The organism is Sphingomonas kyeonggiensis, assembly GCF_014196745.1.
GTDB classification, from domain to species: domain Bacteria; phylum Pseudomonadota; class Alphaproteobacteria; order Sphingomonadales; family Sphingomonadaceae; genus Sphingomonas; species Sphingomonas kyeonggiensis.
The window spans coordinates 427,000-453,064 of record NZ_JACIEH010000001.1; the positions used below are offsets into that span (position 1 = coordinate 427,000).

Here is a 26,065-nt window from a genome sequence, read left to right on the forward strand (position 1 = left end):
ATTGTAGGGGTCATTTGCGACGGGAATTTAAACCATAATGGACCAAATTTGCATTAAGTTCGGTTTAAGATTCAATCCGTTTTGAAGTCAATTGTCCCGTAAATGGCCGTAATGTCTGATCTTCTATATTTCCGGAATGTATTTCCATTTGCGTGCAGGTTTTTTGCGCGCTTATATTGATCTCCGCGCGAATCCCTCAAAAGCGGATTCGCCTGGGGGATACTGGAATGACGTCGATATTTGGCTCGCCCATGCGTGCCGCTAGCGGTTCTTTGGTGCTGCTGGCGAAGAAGCTCGTGCGTCTGGGCAGGTCTTCCGTTCCCGATATCCGCAGCAGCGCCCCGCGCCGCGCGGTCAAGTTCTTCGGGCGGGTGTCGATCGCGGCTTCGCTGTTCGGCATCGCGGCTACGCCTGCCGCCTGGGCCTCCACCGGATGCGACGCCCTGAATGCGGGGGCCGTTACCTGGAGCGGCGCCATCGATACGAGCGGCAACGACGTCAACGTGACGCCTCCGGCTTCCGGTTCGGCTGCCTTCACCGGAAATTCTTCCGACGAGCTGTACATGTACACCTTGTCGAACCTGTCCTTCACGGCAGGGGACAAGATCAAGGTGAAGGTCGTCCTCGGGACGAACATGCTGGGCTGGGCATTGATAAAGCCCAGCTCGTCGGATCCGGTCCTGAGCGTTCCGACGAGGGCGGGGCAGCCGAACGGCGAATTCAACAATGTCAGCAAGGAAGAAGAGTACACGATACTCGCCAACACCACGACGCTGGAAATCCGTTCGAAGCTCTCCACGAACAACTATCCGGGGGTGGGTGCCGGGCTTTCGACCATCACTGTAACCTGCACCCCGGGCGCCGGGCCCGCGAGCCAGCTCGCCTTCGGCACCCAGCCCTCGAACACCGTCTCGAATGTCGCGATCAATCCTTCGCCCACCGTGCGGATCCTCGACGCGTCGGGCGTGCTGACCAACAGCACCGCTGCCGTCACGATCGCCATCGGCACCAATCCGGGTTCGGGCGCGCTCGCCGGCACCGCCACGGTCAACGCCGTCAACGGCGTGGCGACCTTCAACGGGATCAGCATCAACAAGACCGGCACCAACTATACGTTGAGCGCCATCTCGAGCGGCCTGACCAGCGCCACCAGCGGTACCTTCAACATCACCCCCGGCGCGACGACGCAGTTCACGGTAACGGCGCCCTCCACGGCGACGCAGGGAGCTGCGTTCAACACGCTGAGCGTGACGGCGAAGGATGCGGCGGGCAACAACACGCCGGGCTATTCGGGCACGGTGCACTTCACTTCGACCGATGGTGCCGCGGTGCTCCCCGCCAACACCACGCTGGCCAGTGGCACGGGCACCTTCTCGGCCACGCTCAACACGGTCGGCGCGCAGACCATCACCGCCACCGATACCGTGACCGGCTCGATCAACGGCACGACCGGCACGATCACCGTGGTGTCACCGGCGCCCACCGCGTCGAACGCGAGCGCGAACGCCGCCTACAGCACCGGCTCGCCGGCAGTGCCCACCAGCATCGACCTCACCGCCTCGATCGCCAATGCCAGCTTCGTCAGCCCGGCGAGCAACCCGGCGCACGGCACGCTCGACGTGGCAGTCGGCGCGAACGCGGCGGGCAAGACGCTCGTCTACACGCCGACCGCCGGCTATCACGGGACGGACAGCTTCACCTATCGCGCGGTCGCGTCGGACGGCACGACCGTGTCGGCCTCGCCGGCGACGGTGACCGTCACGGTCGCCGATCCGGTACTCACCGCCAGCCTGACGGGCAGCGGCGCCGCGGCGGGCGCTCCGCTCAGCGGCTATTCCATCACGACGTCGGGTGGCCTCGGCACGCGGACCTGCGCGCCCGGCGCGACGGCGCCGCCGGCCTGGCTCACGGTCAATTCCGATTGCACGCTCACCGGCACGCCGCCTTCGGGAGGCACGGTCAACTTCAGCGTGAACGTCACCGACCAGTCGAACCCGGCCTTCACCGCGACCAACCGGCCGATCGGCTTCAGCATCCTGTCGAACAATGCCGACCTGTCGAACCTGGTGGTCAACAATGGCGCCGCGGTCGTGTCGCTGACGCCGGGCTTCGCTGCCGGCACCACCAGCTATACCGCCAGTGTCGCCAGCGGGGTGACCTCGGTCACCGTGACGCCGACGGTGAGCCAGGCGAACGCCACCGTGACGGTCAACACCACGGGCGTCACCTCGGGCAGTCCCTCGGCGCCGATCAACCTGGTTGTGGGCACCAACACGATCACGACGCATGTCACGGCGCAGGACGGCGTGACCGTCCTGGACTATGTCATCACGCTCACCCGTGCGACGCCCGCGCCGACGATCAGCTCGCTCTCGCGCAGCGGCGGCCCGACCGCGGGCGGCACCTCGGTCACGATCAACGGTACCAACCTGACCGGCGCGACCGTCACGGTCGATGGCACCGGCGTGCCGTCCAGCAACAATGTCGGGACCAGCCTCGACTTCGTCACGCCGGCGCACGTTGCAGGCGCGGTGGTCGTCGCAGTGACGACGCCGGGTGGCACCGCGACGACCAGCTTCGACTATGTCGCGCCGGTCAGCTTCTCGCCCGCGGCGGGCGCGCTGCCGGGCGGCACTTCCGGCGCCAGCTACTCCCAGAGCTTCACGGCCGGCGGCGGCACCGGACCCTATAGCTTCAACGCGACCGGCACGCTGCCGCCGGGCCTGACCTTCGTCGGTGGTGTGCTCTCGGGCACGCCGACGGGCGTCGGTTCGTACAGCTTCGACATCACCGTGACCGACAGCACGGCTGCCGGCAGCGGCGGCCCGCTCGTGCGGCTGCAGAGCTACACCCTGCAGATCGCCAGCCCGGTGATCATCCTCGCGCCGGCCACGCTGGCGACCGGCACGATCGCAGCCAGCTACAACGACACGATCAACGCCAGTGGCGGCATCGCGCCCTATGACCTGCAGGTGACCTCCGGCTCCTTGCCGCCGGGCCTCTCCATGAGCAGCGCTGGTGTCATCACCGGAACGCCCACCGGAGCCGGCATCTATAACTTCACCGTTACGGCGAGGGACAGCTCGACCGGTGCGGCCGCACCCTATAGCGGCTCGGCGGCCTATCAGATCACCATCGCAGCGCCGACGATCGTTCTGAACCCGGCCAATCCGGCCAACCCGACCGCGGGCGTCGCCTATACCGCGACGCTGTCCGCATCGGGGGGCACCGCGCCCTACAGCTTCGCGCTGGCGAACGGGACGACCCTCCCGGCGGGCCTCACCCTGTCGTCCACCGGCACGATCTCCGGCACGCCGAGCCAGGGCGGCAGCTTCAGCTTCGACGTCACCGCGACCGACAATTCTACCGGCACCGGCGCGCCGTTCACCGTGACGCACACCTATTCCTTCACCGTCGGCGCGGCCACGATCACGGTGAACCCGGCCAGCCTGCCGAACGGGCGGGCGGGCACGGCCTATAGCCAGACGATCACCGCGTCGGGCGGCAATGGCAGCTATACCTTCTCCACGACCGGCCCGCTGCCGGCGGGCTGGACGCTCTCGCCGAGCGGCGTGCTCTCGGGCACTGCCACGGAGTCGAACAGCTTCAACTTCACGATCACCGCGACCGACAGCTCGACCGGCACCGGCGCGCCCTATAGCGGCGCCCGCGCCTATACCGGCGTGGACGTGCTGCCGCCGAACTTCACGCTCACCCCGCCGACGCTCGCGGCGACCGTGGGCCAGGCCTATACCGGCAATTTCGTTGCCGGTGGCGGCACCGCGCCCTACACCTACAGCAAGACCGGCACGCTCCCGCCCGGCATGACCCTGGCCACCGACGGCACGCTGTCGGGCACGCCGACGGCCACCGGCACGTTCAACTTCACGGTCATCGCACGCGACACCACCACCGGGGCTGGTTCGCCCTTCGCTGTGGGCAGCAACTATAACTTCACCGTCAGTGCGGCCACGCTGGTGCTGTCGCCGGCGAGCCTGCCCAACGGCAAGGCCGGCGTAAGCTATTCGGAGACCGTGAACGCGACGGGCGGCACCACGCCCTATAGCTACACGCTGGACGCCGGGACGACGCTTCCCGTGGGCCTCACCCTGAATGCGAGCACCGGCGCGATTTCCGGCACGCCGACCGCCGCGGGGGTGTTCAACTTCACGATCCGTGCGACCGACAGCTCGACCGGAGCGGGCGCACCCTTCTCGACCACCCAGAATTATTCGGTCACGATCGATCAGCCGACGATCACGATCACCCCGGCGACGGTGCCTGCCGGCATGCCCGGCTCGGCCTATAGCCAGACGCTGACCGCATCGGGCGGCACCTCGGGCTATAGCTTCACCCTGGCGGCCGGGAGCACCCTCCCGGTGGGCGTCACCCTGTCGACCGGCGGTGTCCTGGCGGGCACGCCGACCAGTGCGGGTACCTTCGCCTTCACGGTCGACGCCACCGACAGCACGACCGGCACCGGGGCTCCGTTCAAGGGCAGCCAGGCTTATAGCCTGGTCATCGGCACCCCGACGATCACGGTCGACACCACGACTCTGCCTGCCGCGACCGTCGCGGGCGCCTATAGCCAGACGCTCGCGGCAAGCGGCGGAACTGGGCCCTATCACTACAGCGTAACGGGCACGCTGCCGGCCGGGCTCACCCTGTCGACCGCCGGCGTCCTTTCCGGCACGCCGACCGAGGGCGGCAGCTTCACCTTGACGGTGACGGCGACCGACAGCTCGGGCGGATCCGGGCCGTTCAGCGGCAACCGCACGCTCGGCCTCACGGTCAACCCGCCGGCCATCACGCTGGCCCCCGCCACGCTGACCAATGCAACGGTGGGCGCCGCCTATACCAAGGCGATCACCGCCACGGGCGGCACCGGCACCTACAGCTTCACGACTACTGATACGCTGCCGGCGGGGATCACGCTGGCGACGAACGGAACGCTTTCGGGCACGCCGACCCAGTCGGGCAGCTTCACCTTCACCGTGAAGGCGACCGACCAGTCGACCGGTACCGGCGCGCCCTATAGCGGCACGCAGAGCTATACGCTCATCGTCGGCGGGCCGACGCTGGTGCTCAGCCCTGCCACCCTCACCAATGGGGCGATCGGTGTTGCCTATACCGCCTCGGTCTCGGCCAGCGGCGGCACGGCGCCCTATCATTTCGAAGTCAGTGCCGGCGCGTTGCCGGCAGGCATCACCCTGAACGCGGCCACCGGCGCGATCGCCGGCACGCCAACCGCGGGTGGTCCGTTCAACTTCACGATCAAGGTGACCGACAGCTCGACCGGCACCGGGGCGCCCTATGCGGTCACCCAGGCCTATACGCTGACCATCGGCGCGCCGACGGTGGCGGTCACGCCCACGACCCTGCCCAACGGGCAGATGGGCGTAGCCTATAGCCAGGCGCTGACCGCGTCGGGCGGCACGGCCGGCTACACCTTCACCAGCACGGGCACGCTGCCGGCGGGTGTCACCCTGACCGCCGCCGGCCTGCTGTCCGGCACGCCGACCGTGCACGGCACGTTCAACTTCACGGTCTCCGCGCAGGACAGCTCGACCGGTGCCGGTCCCTATACCGGCTCGGTCGCCTATACCCTGGTCATCGCGACCCCGGTCGTGCCGGTCGCCAATGCCGCGACTGCCAATGTGGCTTACGGGTCCAGCGCCAATGTGATCACGCCGACGCTCGGCGGGGGCACCGCGACCAGCGTTGCCGTCGTCACGGCGCCGACGCACGGCACCGTGACGGTCAGCGGGCTGACCTTCAGCTATACGCCCGCGACCGGCTATCACGGCGCAGACAGCTTCACCTATACGGCAACCAACGACGGCGGCACTTCGGCGCCGGCGACGGTGAGCCTGACCGTGGTGCCGCCGCCGCCGCCCAATGCGGCGCCGGGCAACTCCACCGTCGCAGGCAGCACCACGACGACGGGTACCAGCGTCCAGATCAATCTCTCCGCGCTGGTCACCGGGGTCTATGACTCGATCCAGATCGCCGGCCAGCCGGCGCACGGCACCGTCACGCTGAGCGGCGGGGCAGGGCCCAGCCTCAACCCCGTCGCCGCGGCGCCGGTCTCGCCCTACATCGCCACCTACACGCCGACGCCCAACTATGCCGGTGCCGATAGCTTCACCTATGTCGCGGTCGGCCCGGGTGGCAGCTCCGCACCGGGCACGGTGACGGTCACGGTGGTCGGTCAGGTGCCGGTCGCCACGCCCAAGACGGCGACGGCGGGCGACGGCCAGCTGGTCTCGGTGATGCTCACCGACGGCGCGCAGCGCGGGCCGTTCACGGGCGCGACGGTGGTGAGCATGCTGCCTGCGAATGCCGCGACCACTGCGGTCGTCGCAGCGGGCAGCGGCGCCTATCGCCTCGATGTGACGCCGAACAACCGCTTCGGCGGGACGATCGTGGTCACCTATGCGCTGAGCAACACCTATGGTGTCTCGGCGCCGTCGACGGTCACGGTCACGGTCCAGGCACGCCCGGATCCGCGCAATGATCCGGACGTGGCGGCGATCAGCGATGCCCAGGCCGAGACGGCACGCCGCTTCGCCCGCGCGCAGGTGTCGAACTTCATGCGGCGTACCGAGCAGCTCCATAATGGCGGTGGCACCACCGGCCTCGCCATGGGCGTGACCCTCGGTTCGCGTGACGGCATGGCGGTACGCGAGCGGCCCGACGACAGGAACTGGGGCCTCGCGATCACCGAGCGCATGCGCGTCTCGGGCGAGGATCCGGCGCTCGGCCAGGTCGTGAACGATCCGCGGTCGCCGCTCTCGCGGGCGGACCAGCTCGGCTATGGCCGGTCGGTCGCCGCGACCGGCGGGACCGGGAGTGTCGGTGCCCGTGACCGCGGCAATGCCAGCGCGGCGGCGCCGGGCTCGGGCGGCTCGGGCAGCGTGGACGAGGACGGCAATCGCCGGGTCGGCTCGCTGGCCACCTGGGCCGGCGGCGCGATCGACATCGGCACGCAGGACAAGCGCACCGATCGCAGCAAGATCTCCGCCACCACCGCGGGCCTCAGCGCCGGCGCCGACATCAAGCTCGCCGAAGGCGTACTGGTCGGTGTGGGCGGCGGCTATGGCAATGATCTGAGCCGGATCGGCACGGCGGCGCAGGTGCGTGGCACCAGCACGCTCTATGCCGCCTATGCCAGCCTCCAGCCTGTCGGCGGGACGTTCATCGACGGCATGCTCGGCCGCGGCCAGCTCGATTTCACCACCCGGCGCATTGCCGCGGCGGTGAACGCGACGGCGCGCGGCAGCCGGGACGGCAGCTACACCGTCGCGGCGATCTCCCTGGGCGTCGATCGTTCCAGCGGCCCGCTGCAATGGTCGATCTACGGCCGGGGCGAGTATCTCGACGCCGATCTCGACGCCTATGCCGAGAGCGGGGCCGGGCGCTACAATCTGCGCTTCGATGCACGCCAGGTCCGCTCGGTCACCGGTACGGTCGGCGGTCGCTTCGAATATCGCCAGAAGACGGGCTTCGGTTCGGTCACCCCGCGTATCCGGGTCGAGTGGAACCACGAGTTCGCCGATCTCGATGCCCAGTGGCTCGACTATGCCGATATCCCGGGCGCCGCGATCTACGATCTGGCAGGCAGGAACTGGAAGCGTGATCAGCTCCAGCTGAGCATCGGCACCCGGTTCGACATCCTGAGCAGTGGTTGGTCGTTCGACTTCGAGACCGGCCTGCGCGCGGGCCAGGGCGAGAAGGCAGGGACGCTCCAGATCCGCCTGTCGAAGCGCTTCTAAGAGGGGGAGGGCCCGGGACGGCGGCAACGCCGCCCCGGGCCTGTCCACGCTCGCCACATCCGGGCGGAAGCCGGGATCTCCTGCGAAGGCGCGATCCGGCGGTTTGCAATGTAGGATTTCGCATGATTGCTTGAGCGAGCCGGTTTGCAGGCCGGCCGCTCTTTGACTTCGGTAGGAAAAATAGGATCCCGTCCGCGTAAGAATATTACGCGAACTCAGATGCGTAGCGTGTACGACCTTCGCGATCTTTGAAGGTTCGCCCTCAGGCCAGCAGCCGGCCGAGCGCCCCGGCCACCTGGGCCTCGCGATAGGGCTTCTCGATCATCGGCACCTCGGCCCCGAAGCCCTCGGGCGGGACCCCATAGCCGCTGGCAAAGGCGAAGGGCAGGCCACGGGCGCGCAAGGCCTCGGCGATCGGTGTGCTGCGCTCGCCGCCCAGGTTGATGTCGAGGATCGCCACGTCGAACATGCCCTGTTCGGCCAGCTCCAGCCCGTCCGCCAGCCGGCTGGCGGGGCCGATCGTCTCGCAGCCCAGCGCGTCGAGCAGGTCCTCGAGATACATGGCGACCACCGGCTCGTCCTCGACGACGAGCACGCGCAGGCCCTCGAACCCGCTCATTCGGCGCCCTCGGGCAGCGGCGCGTCCACGGTGCAGACCAGGCCCTCGGGACGGAACTCGATCTTCACGCTGCCGCCCAGCTCGGCGGCCAGCCCGCGCTCGATCATCCGGGTGCCGAAGCCGCGCCGGGTCGGCTCCTGCACCGGCGGTCCGCCGCTCTCCTCCCAGCGAAGGGCGAGCCGGGCAGGCGAGCCCGCGCGGATGCGTTGCCAGTGCACTGCGATCCGCCCCTCGGGCCGCGACAGCGCGCCGTGCTTGACGGCGTTGGTCGCCAGCTCATGCACCGCCAGCGCCAGGCTGATTGCGGTCTTGGGGAGGATCATCAGGTCGGGCCCGTCGAGGGTGAAGCGGCCGGCATCGCCGTGCGGGCGCAGCGCGTCCGCGATGATCTGGTGCATCGAGACGAGCCCCCAATGCTCGCGGGTGAGCAGGTTGTGCGCCTCGGAGAGCGCGGCCAGCCGTCCCTCGAACGCGGCGCGGGCCTGGCGGGGCGGGACGTCGTCCTTGAAGCTCTGCTGGGCGATCCCCTGGACGATCGCCAGCGTGTTCTTCACCCGGTGGTTGAGCTCGTCGATCAGCAGGCGGAGATGCGCTTCGGCCCGCTTGGCCTCGGTCATGTCGCGGCCGATCGCGTGCAGCGCCACCGGCCGGCCCTGCTCGTCGAGGCTGAGCCGCGAATTGACCTCCCAGATCAGCTCGCGCCCGTCCTTGGCTCGCAGCTTCACGGTCAGCCGCGTCGAGCCGCCATGGACGAGCTTGCGGTTGAAAGCGTCCATGCTGATCGCGAACTGGTCCTCGTCCATGAACTCGCGGATCGAGTGGCCGATCAGTTCGTCCTCCGCATAGCCGAGCGCGGCGATCACGGCGGGGTTCACCGAGGTCACGCGGTTGTCGAGCGTGGTGGTGATCAGGAAGTCGTTGGCCTGTTCGAAGATCGTCCGGAAGCGGATCTCGCTCTCGCGCAATTCCTCTTCGGCGCGCTTGCGGCCGGTGATGTCGAACGAGACGCCGACGAAGCGGCTCGGCCGGCTATCGCCATAGTCGATCCGGTTGCCATGGCTCTGCAGCCAGCGCTCGCTATTGTCGTCCGCGCGGCAGATCCGATACTCGATCGTGTAAGGAATGCCCCTGGTGAAGCAGCGCTCCGCCGCGGCGCGGGCCATCTGGCGGTCCTCGGGATGGACCCGCGCGATCCACTCCTCGAAGGTGCCGCGGCTGTCGGGCCGCCGCGGCATGCCGAGCAGGTCGAAGCGGTTGGGCGACCATTCGCCCTCGAGCGTCTCCAGATCGGCTTCCCAGGTGGCCATGCCGGCGGTCTCGGTGACGAGGCGCAGCGTCTCCTCGTTCTTGCGCAGCGACTCCTCGTCCTCGCGCCGCTGGGTGACGTCGAGCGCCACCGCCAGCACGCCGAAGGGCTCGCCGCTGGGCCGGCGGATCACCGCCACCGAATTGTTCACCCAGACGATCCGGCCGTCCTTGCGGATATAGCGCTTCTCGTGGGTATAGGGCGTGCCGTCGCGCACCGCCCGGGCGAACAGGGGCTGGTTGCGGGCAAGGTCATCGGGATGCGTGATCTGCTGCATGGTCATGCCGAGCAGTTCCTCGCGGCTCCAGCCGGCGATTTCGCAGAACCGGTCGTTGACCAGCGTGAAGCGGCCTTCCAGGTCGACCTGGCCGAAGCCGGCGGTGGTCTGGTTGATGAAGGCGGAAAGCTGCGCCTCGCGTTCCCGAAGGGCGAGTTCGGCAGTCTTGGCCTCGGTCACGTCATGCGCGACGCCGATGAAGCCGATATGCCGGCCCTGCGCGTCGCGCCGGGGCTGTGAGGTGGAGTGCAGCCAGCGCCATGCGCCGGCGGCGTTGCGGTAGCGCCCCTCCAGCGCGAAGGTCCCCAGGCTGGCCTCACCGGCGATCGAGGCTTCCAGAACCCGCGCGGCGTCTTCCGGGTGGATGATCCGCCGCCAGTCGAACTCCAGGGCTTCCTCATAGGAGACGCCGAGGAACTCGACATAGGCGCGGTTGACGAAGCTGCGTTTGCGGTCGAGGCGGGTGACCCATACCGCGACGGGGGCGCTGTCCGCGATCAGGCGGAACTCGTCCTCGCCAACCGGAAGGGGTTCGGCCGGCGTTTCGATCATCGGGTCCCGCTGGAATACATCCGGAATTTCATAGCCTTGTCACCGCCGCATCGCCAGCACGGCCTGCGCGCGCTTGAGGTGCGGCATGTCGAGCATCTCGCCGTCCAGGCCGATCGTGCCCACCCCCGGTGCTCCATCGAAGGCGGCGACGATCCGCTCGGCGCGCTCGATCTCGGCAGTGGAGGGCGAAAAGGCGCGGTTGATGACGGCAACCTGGTCCGGATGGATCGCGAGCATCCCGCGGAAACCCGCGCGGCGCGCCCTGGTTGCGACCTTCTCCAGTCCATCGAGATCGCGGAAGTCGCCATGGATCGTCTCGATCGGCGTGACCCCCGCCGCCGCCGCCCCGGCAAGGGCAAGGGCGCGGAACACCTGATAGGGGAAGTCATACTCCCCGCTCTCGTCGCGATTGTGCGTCGCCCCCAGCGCCGTCGCGCTGTCCTCCGCACCCCAGGTCAACGCAGCGAGGCGCGGGCAGCCGGCATAGTTGCCGAGTCCGAAGATCGCCTGCGCAGTCTCGGTCGCCACCACGATCGTGCGGATTCCGCCCTGAGGCAGGCCATGCGCCGCCTCGAGCGCGGTCAGGTAATGGTGAAGCAGCTCCGCCTCGGCGCGGGTCGCCTTGGGCAGCATGATCCCGTCGGGCCGGCCGGGCACGATAGCGGCGAGATCGGCAAGCGCGTGCGGCGTGTCGAGCGGGTTGATCCGCACCCAATGCGGCTGGGCACGCGTGCCGGTCTTGAGATGCTCGGCGACCAGCGCGCGGGCGGCGGCCTTGTTGGCCTCGGCCACCGCATCTTCCAGGTCGAGCAGCACCAGATCGGCCTCGCTCGCGCCCGCCTTGGCGAGCTTGCGCTCGGAATCCCCGGGCGCGAACAGCAGCGATCGGGCGGCCAGCGGGTCGGTCATGCATCCTCCTGTTGTGCGGGCATTGCTATCGCGTGGCGGCGGGCGGGTAAACCAACGCAGATCATGGCCGGGGTCTTAACCCTCTCTGTGCGCTTTTCCCCTGGGCGCTCCCGCGATTTTACCCCTCCTTAACGCTGTCCGCTTACCTCGTTTGAAGGAATGAGCGAGGGGATTTCGCAAGTGCGCATTTTGATCGTGGACGACGAACCGGCGATGCACGAGTCGTATCGCCAGGTGTTCGGGGCCCGGAGCGCCGGCAATGCCAGCGCGCTCAATGCCATGGCAGCCGAGCTGTTCGGCGATGAAGAGCCGGTAACCAAGGCGTCCGCTGGTGACCTGATCGAGTTCGACTGCGCGCATTTCAACCAGGGCCTGGACGCAGTCGAGGCGCTTCAGGATTCGATCGAGACTGGCGCGCGCTTCGCCGTCGCCTTCATCGACGTGCGCATGCCGCCGGGTATCGACGGCAAGGAAACGGCCCGCCGCATCCGTGCGCTCGATCCTGACATCAACCTGGTCATCGTCACCGGCTATTCGGACTTTTCGCCCCTCGACATCAGCCGCGCCGCCGGGCCGGCGGACAAGATCTTCTACATTGCCAAGCCCTTCCAGGCCGAAGAGGTGCTGCAGACCGCGACCGCGCTTGCCCATCGTTGGGAAGCCGATGCCAAGCTGCGCAGCGCCATCGCGCTGCTCGAGGAGCAGAAGCTCGAGCTGGCCGCCAATGAATCGCGCGCCGTCCATATCGCCAACCATGATTCGCTGACCGACGCGCCCAATCGTCTCGCCTTCCTCCACATGCTGGGCAAGGCCGTGAAGGGCGACCGCTGCTTCGCCATGGCGATGATGGACCTCGACCGGTTCAAGATCGTCAACGACACGCTTGGCCATCTCGCCGGTGACGAGTTGATCCGCATGGTCTGCGAGATTCTCCAGGACAATATACCCGCCGAAGGCTTTGTCGCCCGCCTGGGCGGCGACGAGTTCGCGATGCTCTATCCTGTTACCAGCGAGGACGAGGCCGAGATGGCCGCCGAGCGGATGCTCAAGGCGGTATCGATCAGCTTCAAGGTGTTCGGCCATTCGGTCCAGGGCGGTGCCTCGGTCGGCCTGATGGTCGTCCAGCCGGGCACGATCCACGATCCGATCGACGTGATGCGCCGCGCCGACCTGGCACTCAACGAAGCCAAGCATGGCGGTCGCGGAATCGTCCGCCTGTTCGATGAAGTGATGGACGAGTCGATCCGCTTCCGCCGCCAGATCGAGGGTGGCCTGTCCGAAGCGATCGCCAAGGGCGAGCTCAAGCTGGTCTTCCAGCCGATCGTCGCCCGCGACCAGCTCGAGATCACCGGCTTCGAGGCGCTGATCCGCTGGTGCAGCCCCGAATACGGCATGGTCTCGCCGGGCATGTTCATCCCGATCGCCGAGGAATCGAACCTGATCCACGAGCTGGGCGACTGGGTGATCGACCGCGCGGTCGAGACGCTCAAGACCTGGCCGGGGCAGTATGTCTCGGTGAACTTCTCGCCGCGCCAGTTCCGCCGCCACAATTTCGTGGCGCATGTGATGGAGCGTGTCGCCAATGCCGGCGTCGAGCCGGGCCGCTTCCAGATCGAGATCACCGAGACGGCAATCTTCGACGATGTCGAGCGCGCTGCCGAGACGCTGTTCAAGCTGCGCCAGATGGGCTTCCGCATCGCGCTGGACGATTTCGGCACCGGCTATTCGAGCCTCTACAATATCCGCCGCTTCGCGCTGGATTGCCTGAAGATCGATCGCAGCTTCGTCGACGGCATGGGCCGCGAGCGTGAGAGCGCGGCGATCGTCCATTCGATCATCCATCTCGGCCGCGCGCTGGGCATGGAAGTGGTCGCCGAGGGCGTCGAGACCGAAGCGCAGCTCCAGGCGCTCCGCCTAGCCGGCTGCAGCCATCTCCAAGGCTATTATCTCGCCCGCCCGATGGACGTCGAGGATGCGCTCGTCCTCGCCAACCGGGGCTATATCGGGGAAGAGCCGGCCGAGCTCGAGCTGGGCAACGGGACGCACGGCTGATGGCCCTCACCAGGCGCCTCAAGGCGCCGGCCTCGCTCGGCGCGAAACTGGTCCTGATCCTCACCGGCGTCGGCGTGATCGGCGCGGTCGCGCTCACCGTGATGCTCGCCACCGTCATCATGCCGAGCTTCAGCCGGCTGGAGCGCGACGCGGTCGACGCGCATGTCGCGCGCACCCAGGCCGTGGTCCACGACGTTTCGGCCAAGGTCGAGCTGGCGGTGCGTGACTATGGCGACTGGACCTCGTCCTACGACTATATGGCCAACCCGACGCGCGCGTTCGAGAAGGAGAGCTTCTCGACGCTCGCCATGGTCAATCTCGACGTCAACGCCATGGCCTATGTCCGGCCCGATCGCTCGATCGTGATCGCGCGATGGCTCGACCTGGAGAAGCAGACCGACGTGCCGGCGATGCGCGCGCGGCTGACCGATGCCATCGGGCGGCTCGATTTCGCGAAGGTGCTGGCCGCGTCGAAGGAGAAGAACTCCACCGGCTTCTTCCTGCGGCTGGGCGATACGCTCGTCGCCATGGGCATCGCCCAGGTGCGCCGCAGCGACGGCAGCGGCGATCCGCGCGGCTATGTGCTGATGGCACGCACCGTCACCGCCGCGCAGCTCAGCAAGCTGCTCGAGCTCCAGGTCAACCTGCCGCTCGACAATCCGGTGTCCGAGATCACCAAGACCCCCGGTGCCACCCGCACGCGCATCGCCGTGCCGATCCCCGGACCGGACGGACGCCCGGTGGCCACCGCGACCTATACCGTGCCGCGCGACCTTTCGACGCTGGGCACCCGCATGCTGGTGCTCGCCGTGGTCGGATCGTCGATCCTGTTGGCGATCGTGCTGCTCGTGCTGCGCCGGATGATCGCGCGGCTCGTGCTCGCGCCGCTGAAGCGGGTCGAGAGTCACATGGGCGTGGTCCGTGCCTCGGGCACGCTCGGCCTGCTCACCGACAAGCGGCGCGACGACGAGATCGGCAGCCTGGTCACCAGCTTCAATTCGATGCTCAAGCAGCTCAAGGACCTGCGCGAGCAGCTCGAGGTGCAGAGCTTCACCCTGGGCCGCAGCGAGAGCGCGGTGGCGGTGATGCACAATGTCCGCAACGCGCTGAACCCGATCAGCACCGTGCTGAGCCAGGGGCTGGGTGCCGGTGCACCGATGGATCGTGCCTTGCTCGACCGCGCGCTTTCCGAGTTGGCCGGGGAGGAAGTCCCCGCCGTGCGCCGCCAGAAGCTGGTCGCTTTCCTCGCCGCTGCGATCGAGAGCGTCGAGCAGGAACGGGCGGATCGCCGCGAACAGATCGGCATCGGTCGCCAGGCGTTGCACCATGTCCTCGAGATCATCGGCCAGCAGCAGGAAGCCGCGCACGAGCGCCCGCCGCTCGATGCCTGCGACATCACCGACATCGTCGCCCAGAACGCCACGATCGCGCGCTATTCGGGCGAGACCTCGATCGCGTTCACCTTCCCGTCCAAGGCGCATTGGGTGATGGCCAACCGGGTGATCCTGTCGCAGGTGGTCGGCAACCTCTTCGCCAATGCCGCCGAGGCGATCGCGGCGACCGGGCGCGGCAGCGGCTCGATTTCGGTGACGATCCGGGACAAGGGCGACAGCACCGAAGTCCATATTCGCGACGATGGGGAGGGATTCGATCCTTCGGTGGCGCCGACGCTGTTCCAGCGCGGTTTCTCGACCCGGGCGCACAAGTCCGGGGGGCTCGGGCTGCACTGGTGCGCCAATTCGATGCTGACGATGGAAGGCAAGCTGGAGCTGATCAGCGACGGCAAGGGCACGGGCGCCAAGGCGATCCTGACCCTGGGCGCGGCGCAGCTGGCCCAGCCGAGCGGGATCGCGGCCTAGCGGCGTTCTCCCTCCCCCCTGAGGGGGAGAGGGAGAAGCGAGCCTATGCCGCTTTCCGTCGATTGGGGCCGAACCGCATCCGGTTCGGACGCGCTTACCGCCCGCCCACGACCCGCTTGCCCGCCACCTCGTCCTTGCGGCGCAGATACGGCGCGACCAGGTTCCTGGCCCGGAACCATTCCTGGCGGTCCGGATCGAGGCTGTCGAAATTGCCGATCACGCGGCGGCAACCCTCCGAGCGGCACTGGCAGATCATGTGCCAGTTCGATTCCCGCAGCGTCGTGGAATAGTCCCAGGCGATCTCCTCGCCCGGCTGGATCGTGCGCACCGCGACCAGGAACACGCCGGTATCGGTGAAGCGCAGCCCGGCATTGGGATCGCAGCTATGGTTGACCAGGTCGTCGATCCGGCCGGACGGGCCCATATAATGATCGGGCGTCACCTGGACGAAGCGGTCTCCGCGGCCGCGCATCAGGCTCGGGATCTGATCGGCGCGGAAGCGGCGGCCGGTGAACTCGATCAGCACGTCGCCTTCGGCAAAGGCGCTCGCGGCATAGACGGCCTTGCCCAGATGGTTGTCGCCCACCTTGAAGAGATTGCTCGAAGGCCGGTAGCGATCGAACCAGAGCAGCCCGCCCCGGCGGGTACCGAACGAGCGCAGCGGGTTGATCGTCGCCAGGCCGATCAGGAACCACACGCTGGCATGGCAGAGGAACTCGACGATCACATAGCCCAGCTCGGCGACGCCCGGCTGGGTCGCGCGGACGGCGATCAGCAGTGTGGCGAGATCACCGAAGGTCCACAGGCCCCAGGCCGGTGAGCGTTCACGGTTGCGATCGGTCCATACGCTCGCCCAGGTCGGCCAGAAGCTCACCGGCACGGCGAGGACGACGAGCATGTGCGCCCAGAAGGCCTCGCGAAAGGCGAGCCACAGGATCAGCGCGGAAAGGCTGGCGGCGATGCAGAAGGTCTCGGTGGGCGAGGGTGCGGCCCAGGACGAGCGGCGCCAGATGCCGAGCGTGACCAGGATGCAGGCGACCGAGGAGAGCGCGAACACCCAGCCCTGCGGCGCGCCGGGGTTCACCGCGGCATAGGTCAGCGCCTCGAGCGTGGTCGCCGCGCTCCAGATCAGCCAGGACGCACGGTTCGGCTCCACCAGCTCGCGACGCAGCCCGATCAGGTAGGTCGCATAGCCCGCAAAGCTGAATCCGATCGCCAGAAAGAACCAGATATCGGCGGTCAAAACGCTCCCTCCCAAACGGAGCATTTACCATGTCCAGGATTCGCCGTCTACGCGCGACTCGCGGTAACTCCGCGAGTCGCTGGGAGTCAGCGTGAGTCACTTAGGGGCGGAATCTCACAAAACCCGTCCTCCCGGCGAAAGCCGGGATCTCAGGCGAAGGCGGGAAAGAGCCGCACGAGATCCCGGCTTTCGCCGGGAGGACGGAATGGGTTCAGGCCCCGCAATCCTTCACCGCCTCGAGCACGATCGGCGCCCATTCCTTGCGGCAGATCAGCAGGTCCGGAATGCTCGTGCTGGGCTGGTTGTAGACGATCGGCGAACCATCGATCCGTGAGCAATGCAGCCCGGCGGCGAGCGCGACCGCGACGGGCGCGCAATTGTCCCATTGGTGCTGGCCGCCCGAATGGAGGTAGATCTCGGCCTCGCCGCGGACCACGGCCATCGCCTTGGCGCCGGCCGATCCCATGCCGATGTGCACCGCGCCGATCCGCTCGCCGACGCCGGCGCAGAGCGCGCTCGGGCGGGTGCGGCTGACCAGCATCCGTGGCGGCAGCTCGCCTTCGGGGAGCGCCGGCGGGCAATCGCTGGAGAGCGTGCAGCCGAGCCGCGGCAGAGCGACCGCGCCCACCGCCGCCTGGCCGTCAATGGCGAGGGCGATGTGCACCGCCCAGTCGCCGCGCCGTTCGGCGAACTCGCGCGTGCCGTCCAGGGGATCGACGATCCATACCCGGCTGGCCGAGAGCCGCGCGGGGTCGTCGGCGGATTCCTCCGAGAGGATCGCATCGTCGGGCCGGGCCAGTGCCAGCGCAGCCAGGATCAGGGTGTTGGCCTCGCGATCACCGCGATCGCCGCCGGCGCACTCGTCCTGGATGCGCAACAGCAGCGCACCTGCCTCTTCGGCGATTTCGCGTGCCAGCTCAGCGTCGGTCATCAGATCACCGGACTCCAAGTACCCATGATCGTCTCGACGATCCGTTCGGCGGCTTCCTCCGGGGTTTCCTTCGTCGTGTCCACGCGGATCTCGGGCCGCTCGGGTGCCTCATAGGGGCTGGAGATGCCGGTGAAGTGCGCGATCTGGCCGTCGCGGGCTTTCTTGTAGAGGCCCTTCACGTCGCGCGCTTCGGCCACTTCGAGCGAAGTATCGACGAAGATCTCGAAGAACTCGCCCTCGGGCAGCATCGCCCGCACCAGCTCACGCTCCGCCCGGAAGGGGGAGATGAAGGCGGTGAGCACGATCAGCCCGGCATCGGTCATCAGCTTGGCCACTTCGCCGACGCGGCGGATATTCTCGATCCGGTCGGCATCGGTGAAGCCCAGGTCCTTGTTGAGGCCGTGGCGGACATTGTCGCCGTCGAGCAGGAAGCTGTGCTTCCCGATCGCGTGGAGGCGCTTCTCGACCATGTTGGCGATGGTCGACTTGCCCGAGCCGGACAGGCCGGTGAACCAGAGCAGGCGGGGGGCCTGGTGCTTCTGCCGGGCATGCGCCTCGCGGTTGATCTCGACCGCCTGCCAATGGACGTTCTGGGCGCGGCGCAGCGAGAAGTTGAGCATGCCCGCGGCGACGGTGGCGTTGGTCGCCTTGTCGATCAGGATGAACCCGCCCAGGTCCTTGCTGTCGGCATAGGCCTCGAAGGCGATGCCGCGATCGGTGTAGACTTCGGCCACGCCGATGTCGTTGAGTCCCAGCGTCTTCACGCTGAGCTCGGCCATGGTGTTGACGCAGATCGCGTGGCGCGGCGGCTGGACGGTGGCGCTCACCGTCTGGGTGCCGAGCTTGAGCCAATAGGCGCGGCCCGGCAGCATCTCGGCCTGGTCCATCCACACGATCGTCGCCTGGAACTGGTCGGCGACCTGGGGCGGCGCATCGGCCGTGGCGATCACGTCGCCGCGCGAGCAATCGACTTCGTCGGCGAGCGTGATCATCACGCTCTCTCCGGCCACCGCTTCCGCGCGGTCCCCGCCGAACCCGACGATCCGCGCGACCTGGGTGGTCTGGCCCGAAGGCAGGATGCGCACCTTGTCACCCGGCTTCACGCTGCCCGAGGCGATCATGCCCGCAAAGCCGCGGAAATCGAGGTTCGGGCGGTTCACCCACTGCACCGGCAGCCGGAAGGGACGGGCGGCATCGGCATCCGCGTCGAGCGCGACCGTCTCGAGATGCTCGAGCAGCGCCGGCCCGGCGTACCAGGGCGTGTTCGCGCTCGGCCCGGTGATGTTGTCGCCCTTGAAGCCCGAGATCGGGATCGGCGTGAACGCCGTGATCCCGATGCTTTCCGCGAACACGCGATAGTCCGCGACGATCGCGTCATAGGCGGCCTGATCGTAGCCGATCAGGTCCATCTTGTTCACCGCCAGCACGATGTGGCGGATGCCGAGCAGGTGGCTGAGATAGGAGTGGCGCCGCGTCTGGGTGAGCACGCCCTTGCGCGCATCGATCAGGATCACGGCGAGATCGGCGGTCGAGGCGCCGGTCACCATGTTGCGGGTGTACTGCTCGTGCCCCGGCGTGTCCGCGACGATGAACTTGCGCTTCTCGGTGGCGAAGAACCGGTAGGCGACGTCGATCGTGATGCCCTGCTCACGCTCGGCGGCCAGGCCGTCGACCAGCAGCGCAAAGTCGATCTCGCCACCCTGGGTGCCGACGCGCTTGCTGTCGGCCTCGAGGCTGGCGAGCTGGTCCTCGAAGATCATCTTCGAATCGTAGAGCAGCCGCCCGATCAGCGTCGACTTGCCGTCATCGACGCTGCCGCAGGTGATGAAGCGCAGCAGCGACTTGTTCTGGTGGAGCTGGAGATAGGCGGAGATGTCGGACGCGATGAGCGCGTCTGGGCGGTAGGAGGTCATCAGAAATACCCCTCCTGCTTCTTCTTCTCCATCGACGCCGCCTGATCGTGATCGATCGCGCGGCCCTGGCGCTCGGAGGTGGTGGTCAGCAGCATCTCCTGGATCACTGCCTCCAGCGTAGCCGCCTCGCTCTCCACCGCGCCGGTGAGCGGATAGCAGCCGAGCGTGCGGAAGCGCACGGAGCGTTCCACGGGGACTTCGCCGGGTGCGAGCCGGAAGCGATCGTCATCGACCATCAGCAGCAGCCCGTCGCGCTCCACTGTCGGGCGCGGCGCGGCGAAATAGAGCGGGACGATCTCGATCCCCTCGGCGAGGATGTACTGCCAGATGTCGAGCTCGGTCCAGTTGGAGAGCGGGAAGACGCGGATGCTCTCGCCCTTGTGCTTGCGGGCGTTGTAGAGCCGCCACAGCTCGGGGCGCTGGCTCTTCGGGTCCCAGCGATGCGTCGCGGTGCGGAAGCTGAACACGCGCTCCTTGGCGCGGCTCTTCTCCTCGTCGCGCCGCGCGCCGCCAAAGGCCGCGTCGAAGCCATATTTGTCGAGCGCCTGCTTGAGCCCCTCGGTCTTCCACATGTCGGTGTGGCGACCGCCATGGTCGAACGGGTTGATCCCCTGCGCCTCGGCCTCGGGGTTCTTGTAGACGATCAGCTCCATGCCGGCGTCGCGCGCCGCCTTGTCGCGCAGATCGTACATCGCGCGGAACTTCCAGGTCGTGTCGACATGGAGGAGCGGGAAGGGCGGGGGTGCCGGGTAGAAGGCCTTGCGCGCGAGATGCAGCATCACCGCGCTGTCCTTGCCGATCGAATAGAGCATCACCGGGCTTTCGGCCTCGGCGACGACTTCGCGCAGGATGTGGATGCTCTCGGCTTCGAGCCGTTGGAGATGCGTCAGCCGCGCAGCCGGAATCGTCCCCGCAGCGCCAGCGCTCGCCTGTGTCTCCGTCATGTTCCCGGAATGCAGCATGCCGGGCGATTTAGGAAGGTGCCTGACGGTGCGCGATCTAGTTTATGTTTAGCGGGGAGTAGGATGGGGGCTCTGATCAAATCCTCCCCCGGAGGGGGAGGGGGACCGCCGCCGCAGCCGGTGGTGGAGGGGTAGCGTGCCTCAAGCGACATAGCCCGTGGAGAATACCCCTCCACCAGCCTGCGGCTGGTCCCCCTCCCCCTCCGGGGGAGGATTGTGTTTGGTCCTGTCTTCGCGCCGCTTCCTTTGTCCTTAGCGGTTCTTGAACCAATTGCAGTGCATCTAGTCCCCCGGCGCATCTGGCGTCGTTGGGGAGGGCTGCGAAGCCATGGCGGGTTCTGGCGTGAAGGGGATCATCCTTGCGGGAGGGGCGGGCACGCGCCTGTATCCCGCGACGCTGTCGATCTCGAAGCAGCTGCTGCCGGTGTTCGACAAGCCGATGATCTATTATCCGCTGTCGGTGCTGATGCTTGCCGGCATCCGCGACATCCTGATCATCTCCTCGCCCCGCGACCTGCCGATGTTCCGCCTGTTGCTGGGCGACGGATCGGCGTTCGGTATCAACTTCGAATATGCCGAGCAGCCGAACCCGGACGGGCTGGCCCAGGCTTTCCTGATCGGCGAGAAGTTCCTCGACGGCGGCCCGGCGTCGCTGATCCTGGGCGACAACATCTTCCATGGCGACGGGCTCGCGGCGAAGGGCCGTGCCGCGGCCGAGGCTGCGGCACAGGGCCAGGCGAGCGTCTTCGCCTATCAGGTCGACGATCCCGAGCGCTACGGCGTCGCCACCTTCGATCCCGAGACCGGCAAGGCGACCAGCATCGTCGAGAAGCCTGCCGATCCCAAGTCGAACTGGGCGGTGACCGGCCTCTATTTCTTCGACAACCAGGTGACGGACATTGCCCGTGGGCTGAAGCCTTCCCCACGCGGCGAGCTGGAGATCACCGACGTGATCTCGGCCTATCTGGAACAGGGCAATCTCAACGTGAACCGGCTGGGCCGTGGCTATGCCTGGCTCGATACCGGCACGCATGACAGCCTGCACGATGCCGGCAGCTTCGTGCGGACGATCGAGAACCGCCAGGGCATCAAGATCGCCTGCCCCGAGGAGATCGCCTTCGACCTCGGCTATCTCGATGCGGCGACGCTGCTCGTCCGCGCCGATGCGATGGGCAAGACCGACTATGCACGCTATCTGCGCCGCTGCGTGGAAGCGGCTGCCGCATGACCTTCCACGAGCCGATCGCTTCGGACACGCCGAAGATGCGCCGCGTGCTCGTCACCGGCGGTGCCGGCTTCATCGGCTCGGCGGTGTGCCGGCTGCTGGTGGCCAAGCGCTACCGCGTCGTCTGCGTCGACAAGCTCACCTATGCGGGCAACATGGCCTCGCTGGGCAGCATCATGGGCCGGCCCAATTTTCGCTTCGTCGGCGCCGATATCGGCGATGCCGCGCAGCTCCACCGGCTGATGCGCGACGAGCGGATCGACGGGGTGATGCACCTGGCGGCCGAGACGCATGTCGATCGCTCGATCGACAGCCCGGCGGCGTTCGTCGAGACCAATGTCCTCGGCACCGTCCGCCTGCTCGATGCCGCGCTGGAGCATTGGCGCGGCCTGTCCGAAGGGAAGCGCGCCGCCTTCCGCTTCCACCATGTCTCCACCGACGAAGTGTTCGGCGACCTGCCGTTCGACAGTGGCGTGTTCAGCGAGACGACGCCCTATGCGCCGTCCTCGCCCTATTCGGCGAGCAAGGCGGCATCGGATCATTTCGTCCGCGCCTGGCACGAGACCTATGGCCTGCCGGTGGTGCTGTCGAACTGCTCGAACAATTACGGGCCGCATCACTTCCCCGAGAAGCTGATCCCGCTGGTCATCCTCAACGCGCTCGCGGGCAGGGAGCTGCCGATCTACGGCAAGGGCGCGAATGTGCGCGACTGGCTCTATGTCGAGGATCATGCCGAGGCACTGGAACAGGTGCTCATCCGTGGCCGGGCCGGCGAGACCTATCTGATCGGCGGCCGGCAGGAGCGCACCAATCTCCATGTGGTCGAGGCGATCTGCGACCTGCTCGACGCGCGGATAGGCGGCCGCAGTCACCGCGACCTGATCCGCTTCGTCGCGGATCGGCCGGGACATGACCGACGCTATGCGATCGATCCGTCGAAGATCGAGGGCGAGCTGGGCTGGCAGCCGCGCGAGAGCTTCGAGACCGGGCTGGCGAAGACGGTCGACTGGTATCTGGCGAACCGCGACTGGTGGGAACCGATCCGCGCCGGCACCTATCAGGGCGAGCGGCTGGGGGTCGTCTAGCACCCTCCGCAGCGATTTCGCTTTTCCCCGGCAAAGGCTCAGTCCGAGATGCCGCCGATCCAGCTGCGCGTGACTTCGATTGCCGCGTCCACCAGCACCATGTCGGCCTGGTAGCCCGGCGCGATCCGGCCGAGCTGCTTGCCCAGCCCCAGGAACGCCGCCGGCGACATCGATGCCATGTGCGCCGCGACATCGAGCCCCACGCGGCCCTGTTCCATCATGCCCTTCACCGCGCCCGCCATGGTCAGCGTCGAGCCGGCCAGCGTGTTGTCCGCGCCGAGCAGCCGGTCGCCTTCGCGGTGGATTTCGCGGCCATGGATCAGGAACACGGTCTCGTCGCTGCCGACGCTCGGCATCGCGTCGGTCACCAGCATGAGCCGTTCCGGTCCCTTGGCGCGCAGTGCCACCCGCAGCGTCGCCGGATGGAGGTGATAGCCGTCGGCGATGATGCCGGCATAGACCTCGGGATCTTCCAGCGCGGCGCCGACCATGCCGGGCGCGCGGTTGAGCAGCGGCGACATCGCGTTGAAGAGATGGGTGAAGCCGGTCAGCCCATTGTCGATCGCATCGCGGACGGTCTCGTACCGGGCGTCGGAATGCCCAGCGGAGACGATCACCCCGGCCGCGACCAGCCGGGCGATCTGCTCGGGTGTCGCCGCCTCGGGCGCCAGCGTCACCAATGTCCTGCCGCGCCGGCCAGATTCCAGCAGCGCGAGGAATTCGTCGCGCAGCGGCTGGATCTTGCCTTCGCTATGGATGCCGCGCCGGACGGGGTTGAGGAACGGTCCCTCGATATGGATGCCGAGCACGCCGGGGACGCCCGCCTCGATAGCCGCGTCGACGGCGCGGATGCCCGCCTCGACCACCGACAGGTCGTCGCTGATCAGCGTCGGCAGCAGGCCGGTGGTGCCATAGCGGCGATGCGTCTCGGCGATTACCCGGATCGTCTCGACGCTCGGATCGTCGTTGAACAGCCGGCCGCCGCCGCCATTGACCTGCACGTCGATGAAGCCGGGGAGCAGGGTGCCACCGCCCAGGTCGATCCGCTCGGCACCTGCCGGCGGTTCGGGCAGGATCGCCGCGATCCGGTCACTCTCGATCACCACACAGGCGTCGTCGCGCCAGCCCTCGGCCAGCAGCATGCGCCCGTTGACCAGGGCTTTCATGCCAGGATGTCCAGCACCTTGCCGAGGCTGCCCTGTGCCGCCGCAAGCCGGGTCTCCGCCGCGCCGGCATCCAGCCCGCGTGCGACGAGGACGGCCTTCTTGATGTCCAGCCCGGCCGCATCGAGCGCCGCCTCGGCTTGGCCTTCGCCGACGCCGGCCAGCGTCGCGACCATGCGGACTGCGCGGCCGCGCAGCTTCACGTTGGAGACCTGCATGTTGACCATAAGCCCGTGGTGAACGAGCCCGAGCCGCAACATGATCCCGGTGGAGATCAGGTTGAGCGTCACTTTCTGCGCGGTGCCTGCCTTCATCCGGGTCGATCCGGCCACCACTTCGCTGCCGGTATCGGCGAGGATCGCATGCTCGGCCGCGGTCAGCACCGGGGTGTCGGCATTGTTGGAGATGCCGATGGTCAGGGTGCCGGCCGCGCGCGCGGCTTCCAGCGCCGCGATCACATAGGGGGTGCGCCCGCTCGCCGCGATGCCGATCAGCACGTCGTCGGGGCCGATCTCCTCGGCAGCGACTGCGGCAAGGGCCGCCTCGCGGCTGTCCTCCGCGCCTTCCTGGGTGCGGGTGAGCGCCGCCGGACCGCCGGCGATCAGGAAGGCCAGCCGCTCGAACGGCCAGTTGAAGGTGGGAGTGAGCTCCACGCCATCCTGCACGCCGATCCGGCCGGAAGTGCCGGCGCCGGCATAGGCGATGCGGCCGCCGCGCCGCAGCCGCTCGGCGGCCGCGTCGATCGCTGCGGCCATCGCGCCGGTCTGGCTCTTCAGCGCGGCGATCGCGGCGATCTGCGCCTCGAGCATCGCCTCCACCGCGGTCTCGGTGGGCCAGCGGTCGATTTCACGGTAGCGGGGGTCGGCGGCTTCAGTGGGCATCGGGCTTCCGGGTCGGCAGGGTGGTGGCGGGCAGGCCGGCGAGCAGCAGCGCGCCGTCGAGCGGATCGGAGACGGCGTCGGTGAGTCGTGCCACGGTGCGGGCGCGCAGCCAGGGCTTCATCCGCATCGCAAGGCCGCCGGCCAGTGCGCAGCGCACCGCGCCACGGGCGAAGATCGTCTCGATGAAGCGCTCGATATGCTGGGCCGCGTCCTCGACGATCGATCGGGCGATCGCGTCGTTGTTCTCGGCATAGTCCATCACCAGCGGGGCGAAGGCGGCATAGTCCTTCGGCGTCGCCGCATCCATCCAGGCGACGGCGCGGGCGGTGTCGTGCCCGAAGCCGGCGGTGACGGCGTGGCTGAGCGGGGTCACTTCGCTCCGCCCGTCGAGCGCGCGCAGCGCGTGGCGCATCGCGCTGAGGCCCAGCGCGGCACCGCTGCCCTCGTCGGAGATCGGGAAGCCATAGCCGCCGATGGTGAAGCTGGTCGAGCCGACGCGCACCTCGGCGACGCTGCCGGTGCCGATGATCAAGGTCGCGCCCTCCGCACCGTCATGCGCGCCGAGATTGGCGATCGCGGCGTCGGTGACGAACTCGGTCGAGGCGAAGGGGAAGGGCAGGGCGGCGAGCTGCTCGCGCATGCCTGGGCGCGAGATGCCGGCGATGCCCATGCCGGCGCGGATCGTCGCGACCTGCGCCGCGTCGAGGCCCGCGGCGCCGATCGCCTGGGTCGAAACCTCGCGCAACACCGCGTGGAGCTTCTCGATGCCGATCCGCGTGTTGGCCGGGCCGCTCTCGCCCGTGCCCAGGATCACGCCGTTCGCGTCCACCAACCGGCTGCGGCAATGGCTGCCGCCTGCATCTATGCCGAGGAAATAGGCCATCTTCGCTCCCTACAGCAGCCGTGCCGGGCTTTGCCATGCCGAACCGCCCGGGGGCCATAATCCACAGATATGGCTGGCAGTCCCTGTCGGCGCCAAAATAGGTAAATTTACGAGTTTTCCCGCGCGCCGGGCGAGCGCAGAATCCGCGACGGTTCAGCGAGTAAAGCGGTCATGCAGGCGAGTGTGAAGCGTGGGAAGTCCGAGCCCGAACATAAGGCCGGCGAATGTGGACGGATGGTACTCCGGGACGTCGCGGTCCTTTCGGGCGAGGAACTGCTCCTGCGTTTCGGCTCTTCGACGCCGCAGCAGCTGATCGACCTCATCGTCGCCGCGATCCGCAAGGGTGACGACGACGAAGTGGCAGCGATCGACGGACGGCTGCGGGAAGTCGAGCGGATATCGCGTCAGTAGGGGGCTGGCCTTCCCGGCG

The 26,065-nt window shown here is 67.9% G+C and carries 16 protein-coding genes; 6 read left to right on the plus strand and 10 right to left on the minus strand.

Annotated features, from left to right (window positions below):
* Positions 1 to 227 precede the first annotated feature (227 nt).
* Entirely contained in the window at positions 228 to 7,775 is a 7,548-nt protein-coding gene (locus GGR46_RS02110) for a putative Ig domain-containing protein (protein ID WP_183994119.1), read from the plus strand.
* 262 nt (positions 7,776 to 8,037) lie between these two features.
* Here the strand turns inward: GGR46_RS02110 and GGR46_RS02115 are convergent, their stop codons facing one another.
* The 3 genes from GGR46_RS02115 to GGR46_RS02125 are packed head-to-tail and all read right to left on the minus strand — an operon-like array spanning position 8,038 to position 11,438.
* On the minus strand, positions 8,038 to 8,394 hold the full coding sequence (locus GGR46_RS02115) for a response regulator (protein WP_183994121.1): 357 nt from the start codon (positions 8,392 to 8,394) through the stop codon (positions 8,038 to 8,040).
* A complete protein-coding gene (locus GGR46_RS02120) occupies positions 8,391 to 10,529 on the minus strand; it encodes a PAS domain-containing sensor histidine kinase (RefSeq protein WP_183994123.1) in 2,139 nt (712 codons plus the stop codon). Before GGR46_RS02120 ends, GGR46_RS02115 begins: the two co-directional genes overlap by 4 nt.
* 39 nt (positions 10,530 to 10,568) lie before the next feature.
* On the minus strand, positions 10,569 to 11,438 hold the full coding sequence (locus tag GGR46_RS02125) for an HpcH/HpaI aldolase/citrate lyase family protein (RefSeq protein ID WP_183994125.1): 870 nt from the start codon (positions 11,436 to 11,438) through the stop codon (positions 10,569 to 10,571).
* A 159-nt stretch (positions 11,439 to 11,597) separates the two neighbouring features.
* Here GGR46_RS02125 and GGR46_RS02130 point away from each other — a divergent pair, with 159 nt between their 5' ends.
* Positions 11,598 to 13,490 (plus strand): putative bifunctional diguanylate cyclase/phosphodiesterase, encoded by a 1,893-nt coding sequence (locus tag GGR46_RS02130; RefSeq protein ID WP_183994127.1) that lies wholly within the window; start codon positions 11,598 to 11,600, stop codon positions 13,488 to 13,490.
* A complete protein-coding gene (locus tag GGR46_RS02135; RefSeq protein ID WP_183994129.1) occupies positions 13,490 to 15,349 on the plus strand; it encodes a CHASE4 domain-containing protein in 1,860 nt (619 codons plus the stop codon). Before GGR46_RS02130 ends, GGR46_RS02135 begins: the two co-directional genes overlap by 1 nt.
* 94 nt (positions 15,350 to 15,443) lie before the next feature.
* Here GGR46_RS02135 and GGR46_RS02140 read toward each other — a convergent pair whose 3' ends face one another.
* The 4 genes from GGR46_RS02140 to cysD all read right to left on the minus strand — a co-directional run bounded on the left by GGR46_RS02140 (position 15,444) and on the right by cysD (position 20,380).
* Positions 15,444 to 16,592, minus strand: a complete 1,149-nt coding sequence (locus tag GGR46_RS02140) for an SET domain-containing protein (protein WP_183994131.1) — start codon at positions 16,590 to 16,592, stop codon at positions 15,444 to 15,446.
* Positions 16,593 to 16,803: 211 nt separating this feature from the next.
* Complete coding sequence (locus GGR46_RS02145) at positions 16,804 to 17,523, minus strand: 3'(2'),5'-bisphosphate nucleotidase CysQ (RefSeq protein ID WP_183994133.1); 720 nt, start codon at positions 17,521 to 17,523, stop codon at positions 16,804 to 16,806.
* Complete coding sequence (gene cysN, locus GGR46_RS02150) at positions 17,523 to 19,436, minus strand: sulfate adenylyltransferase subunit CysN (RefSeq protein ID WP_183994135.1); 1,914 nt, start codon at positions 19,434 to 19,436, stop codon at positions 17,523 to 17,525. The genes GGR46_RS02145 and cysN overlap by 1 nt, the downstream gene beginning before the upstream one ends.
* Complete coding sequence (gene cysD, locus GGR46_RS02155; RefSeq protein ID WP_183996655.1) at positions 19,436 to 20,380, minus strand: sulfate adenylyltransferase subunit CysD; 945 nt, start codon at positions 20,378 to 20,380, stop codon at positions 19,436 to 19,438. The genes cysN and cysD overlap by 1 nt, the downstream gene beginning before the upstream one ends.
* Positions 20,381 to 20,741: 361 nt before the next feature.
* On the opposite strand from cysD, the gene rfbA reads away from it, so the two are divergent.
* Together rfbA and rfbB are read left to right on the plus strand one after the other, a co-directional pair.
* Entirely contained in the window at positions 20,742 to 21,626 is an 885-nt protein-coding gene (gene rfbA, locus GGR46_RS02160) for a glucose-1-phosphate thymidylyltransferase RfbA (protein ID WP_183996656.1), read from the plus strand.
* Positions 21,623 to 22,708, plus strand: a complete 1,086-nt coding sequence (rfbB, locus tag GGR46_RS02165; protein ID WP_343057951.1) for a dTDP-glucose 4,6-dehydratase — start codon at positions 21,623 to 21,625, stop codon at positions 22,706 to 22,708. The genes rfbA and rfbB overlap by 4 nt, the downstream gene beginning before the upstream one ends.
* A gap of 38 nt (positions 22,709 to 22,746) precedes the next feature.
* Here the strand turns inward: rfbB and nagA are convergent, their stop codons facing one another.
* The 3 genes from nagA to GGR46_RS02180 are packed head-to-tail and all read right to left on the minus strand — an operon-like array spanning position 22,747 to position 25,635.
* Positions 22,747 to 23,874, minus strand: coding sequence for an N-acetylglucosamine-6-phosphate deacetylase (gene nagA / locus GGR46_RS02170; protein WP_183994137.1), 1,128 nt, complete (start codon positions 23,872 to 23,874; stop codon positions 22,747 to 22,749).
* Complete coding sequence (locus tag GGR46_RS02175) at positions 23,871 to 24,752, minus strand: N-acetylmuramic acid 6-phosphate etherase (protein WP_183994139.1); 882 nt, start codon at positions 24,750 to 24,752, stop codon at positions 23,871 to 23,873. Before GGR46_RS02175 ends, nagA begins: the two co-directional genes overlap by 4 nt.
* Positions 24,742 to 25,635 (minus strand): glucosamine kinase nucleotide-binding domain-containing protein, encoded by an 894-nt coding sequence (locus GGR46_RS02180; RefSeq protein WP_183994141.1) that lies wholly within the window; start codon positions 25,633 to 25,635, stop codon positions 24,742 to 24,744. Before GGR46_RS02180 ends, GGR46_RS02175 begins: the two co-directional genes overlap by 11 nt.
* 234 nt (positions 25,636 to 25,869) lie before the next feature.
* Here GGR46_RS02180 and GGR46_RS02185 point away from each other — a divergent pair, with 234 nt between their 5' ends.
* On the plus strand, positions 25,870 to 26,046 hold the full coding sequence (locus GGR46_RS02185) for a hypothetical protein (protein WP_183994143.1): 177 nt from the start codon (positions 25,870 to 25,872) through the stop codon (positions 26,044 to 26,046).
* Positions 26,047 to 26,065: the final 19 nt, after the last annotated feature.

Excerpts from the sequence above, each read along its gene's own strand:
- GGR46_RS02110 (WP_183994119.1), top strand. The coding sequence starts at position 228 with ATGACGTCGATATTTGGCTCGCCCATGCGTGCCGCTAGCGGTTCTTTG.
- GGR46_RS02115 (WP_183994121.1), bottom strand. The coding sequence starts at position 8,394 with ATGAGCGGGTTCGAGGGCCTGCGCGTGCTCGTCGTCGAGGACGAGCCG.
- GGR46_RS02120 (WP_183994123.1), bottom strand. The coding sequence starts at position 10,529 with ATGATCGAAACGCCGGCCGAACCCCTTCCGGTTGGCGAGGACGAGTTC.
- GGR46_RS02125 (WP_183994125.1), bottom strand. The coding sequence starts at position 11,438 with ATGACCGACCCGCTGGCCGCCCGATCGCTGCTGTTCGCGCCCGGGGAT.
- GGR46_RS02130 (WP_183994127.1), top strand. The coding sequence starts at position 11,598 with ATGAGCGAGGGGATTTCGCAAGTGCGCATTTTGATCGTGGACGACGAA.
- GGR46_RS02135 (WP_183994129.1), top strand. The coding sequence starts at position 13,490 with ATGGCCCTCACCAGGCGCCTCAAGGCGCCGGCCTCGCTCGGCGCGAAA.
- GGR46_RS02145 (WP_183994133.1), bottom strand. The coding sequence starts at position 17,523 with ATGACCGACGCTGAGCTGGCACGCGAAATCGCCGAAGAGGCAGGTGCG.
- cysN (WP_183994135.1), bottom strand. The coding sequence starts at position 19,436 with ATGACCTCCTACCGCCCAGACGCGCTCATCGCGTCCGACATCTCCGCC.
- cysD (WP_183996655.1), bottom strand. The coding sequence starts at position 20,380 with ATGACGGAGACACAGGCGAGCGCTGGCGCTGCGGGGACGATTCCGGCT.
- rfbB (WP_343057951.1), top strand. The coding sequence starts at position 21,623 with ATGACCTTCCACGAGCCGATCGCTTCGGACACGCCGAAGATGCGCCGC.
- nagA (WP_183994137.1), bottom strand. The coding sequence starts at position 23,874 with ATGAAAGCCCTGGTCAACGGGCGCATGCTGCTGGCCGAGGGCTGGCGC.
- GGR46_RS02175 (WP_183994139.1), bottom strand. The coding sequence starts at position 24,752 with ATGCCCACTGAAGCCGCCGACCCCCGCTACCGTGAAATCGACCGCTGG.
- GGR46_RS02180 (WP_183994141.1), bottom strand. The coding sequence starts at position 25,635 with ATGGCCTATTTCCTCGGCATAGATGCAGGCGGCAGCCATTGCCGCAGC.
- GGR46_RS02185 (WP_183994143.1), top strand. The coding sequence starts at position 25,870 with ATGGTACTCCGGGACGTCGCGGTCCTTTCGGGCGAGGAACTGCTCCTG.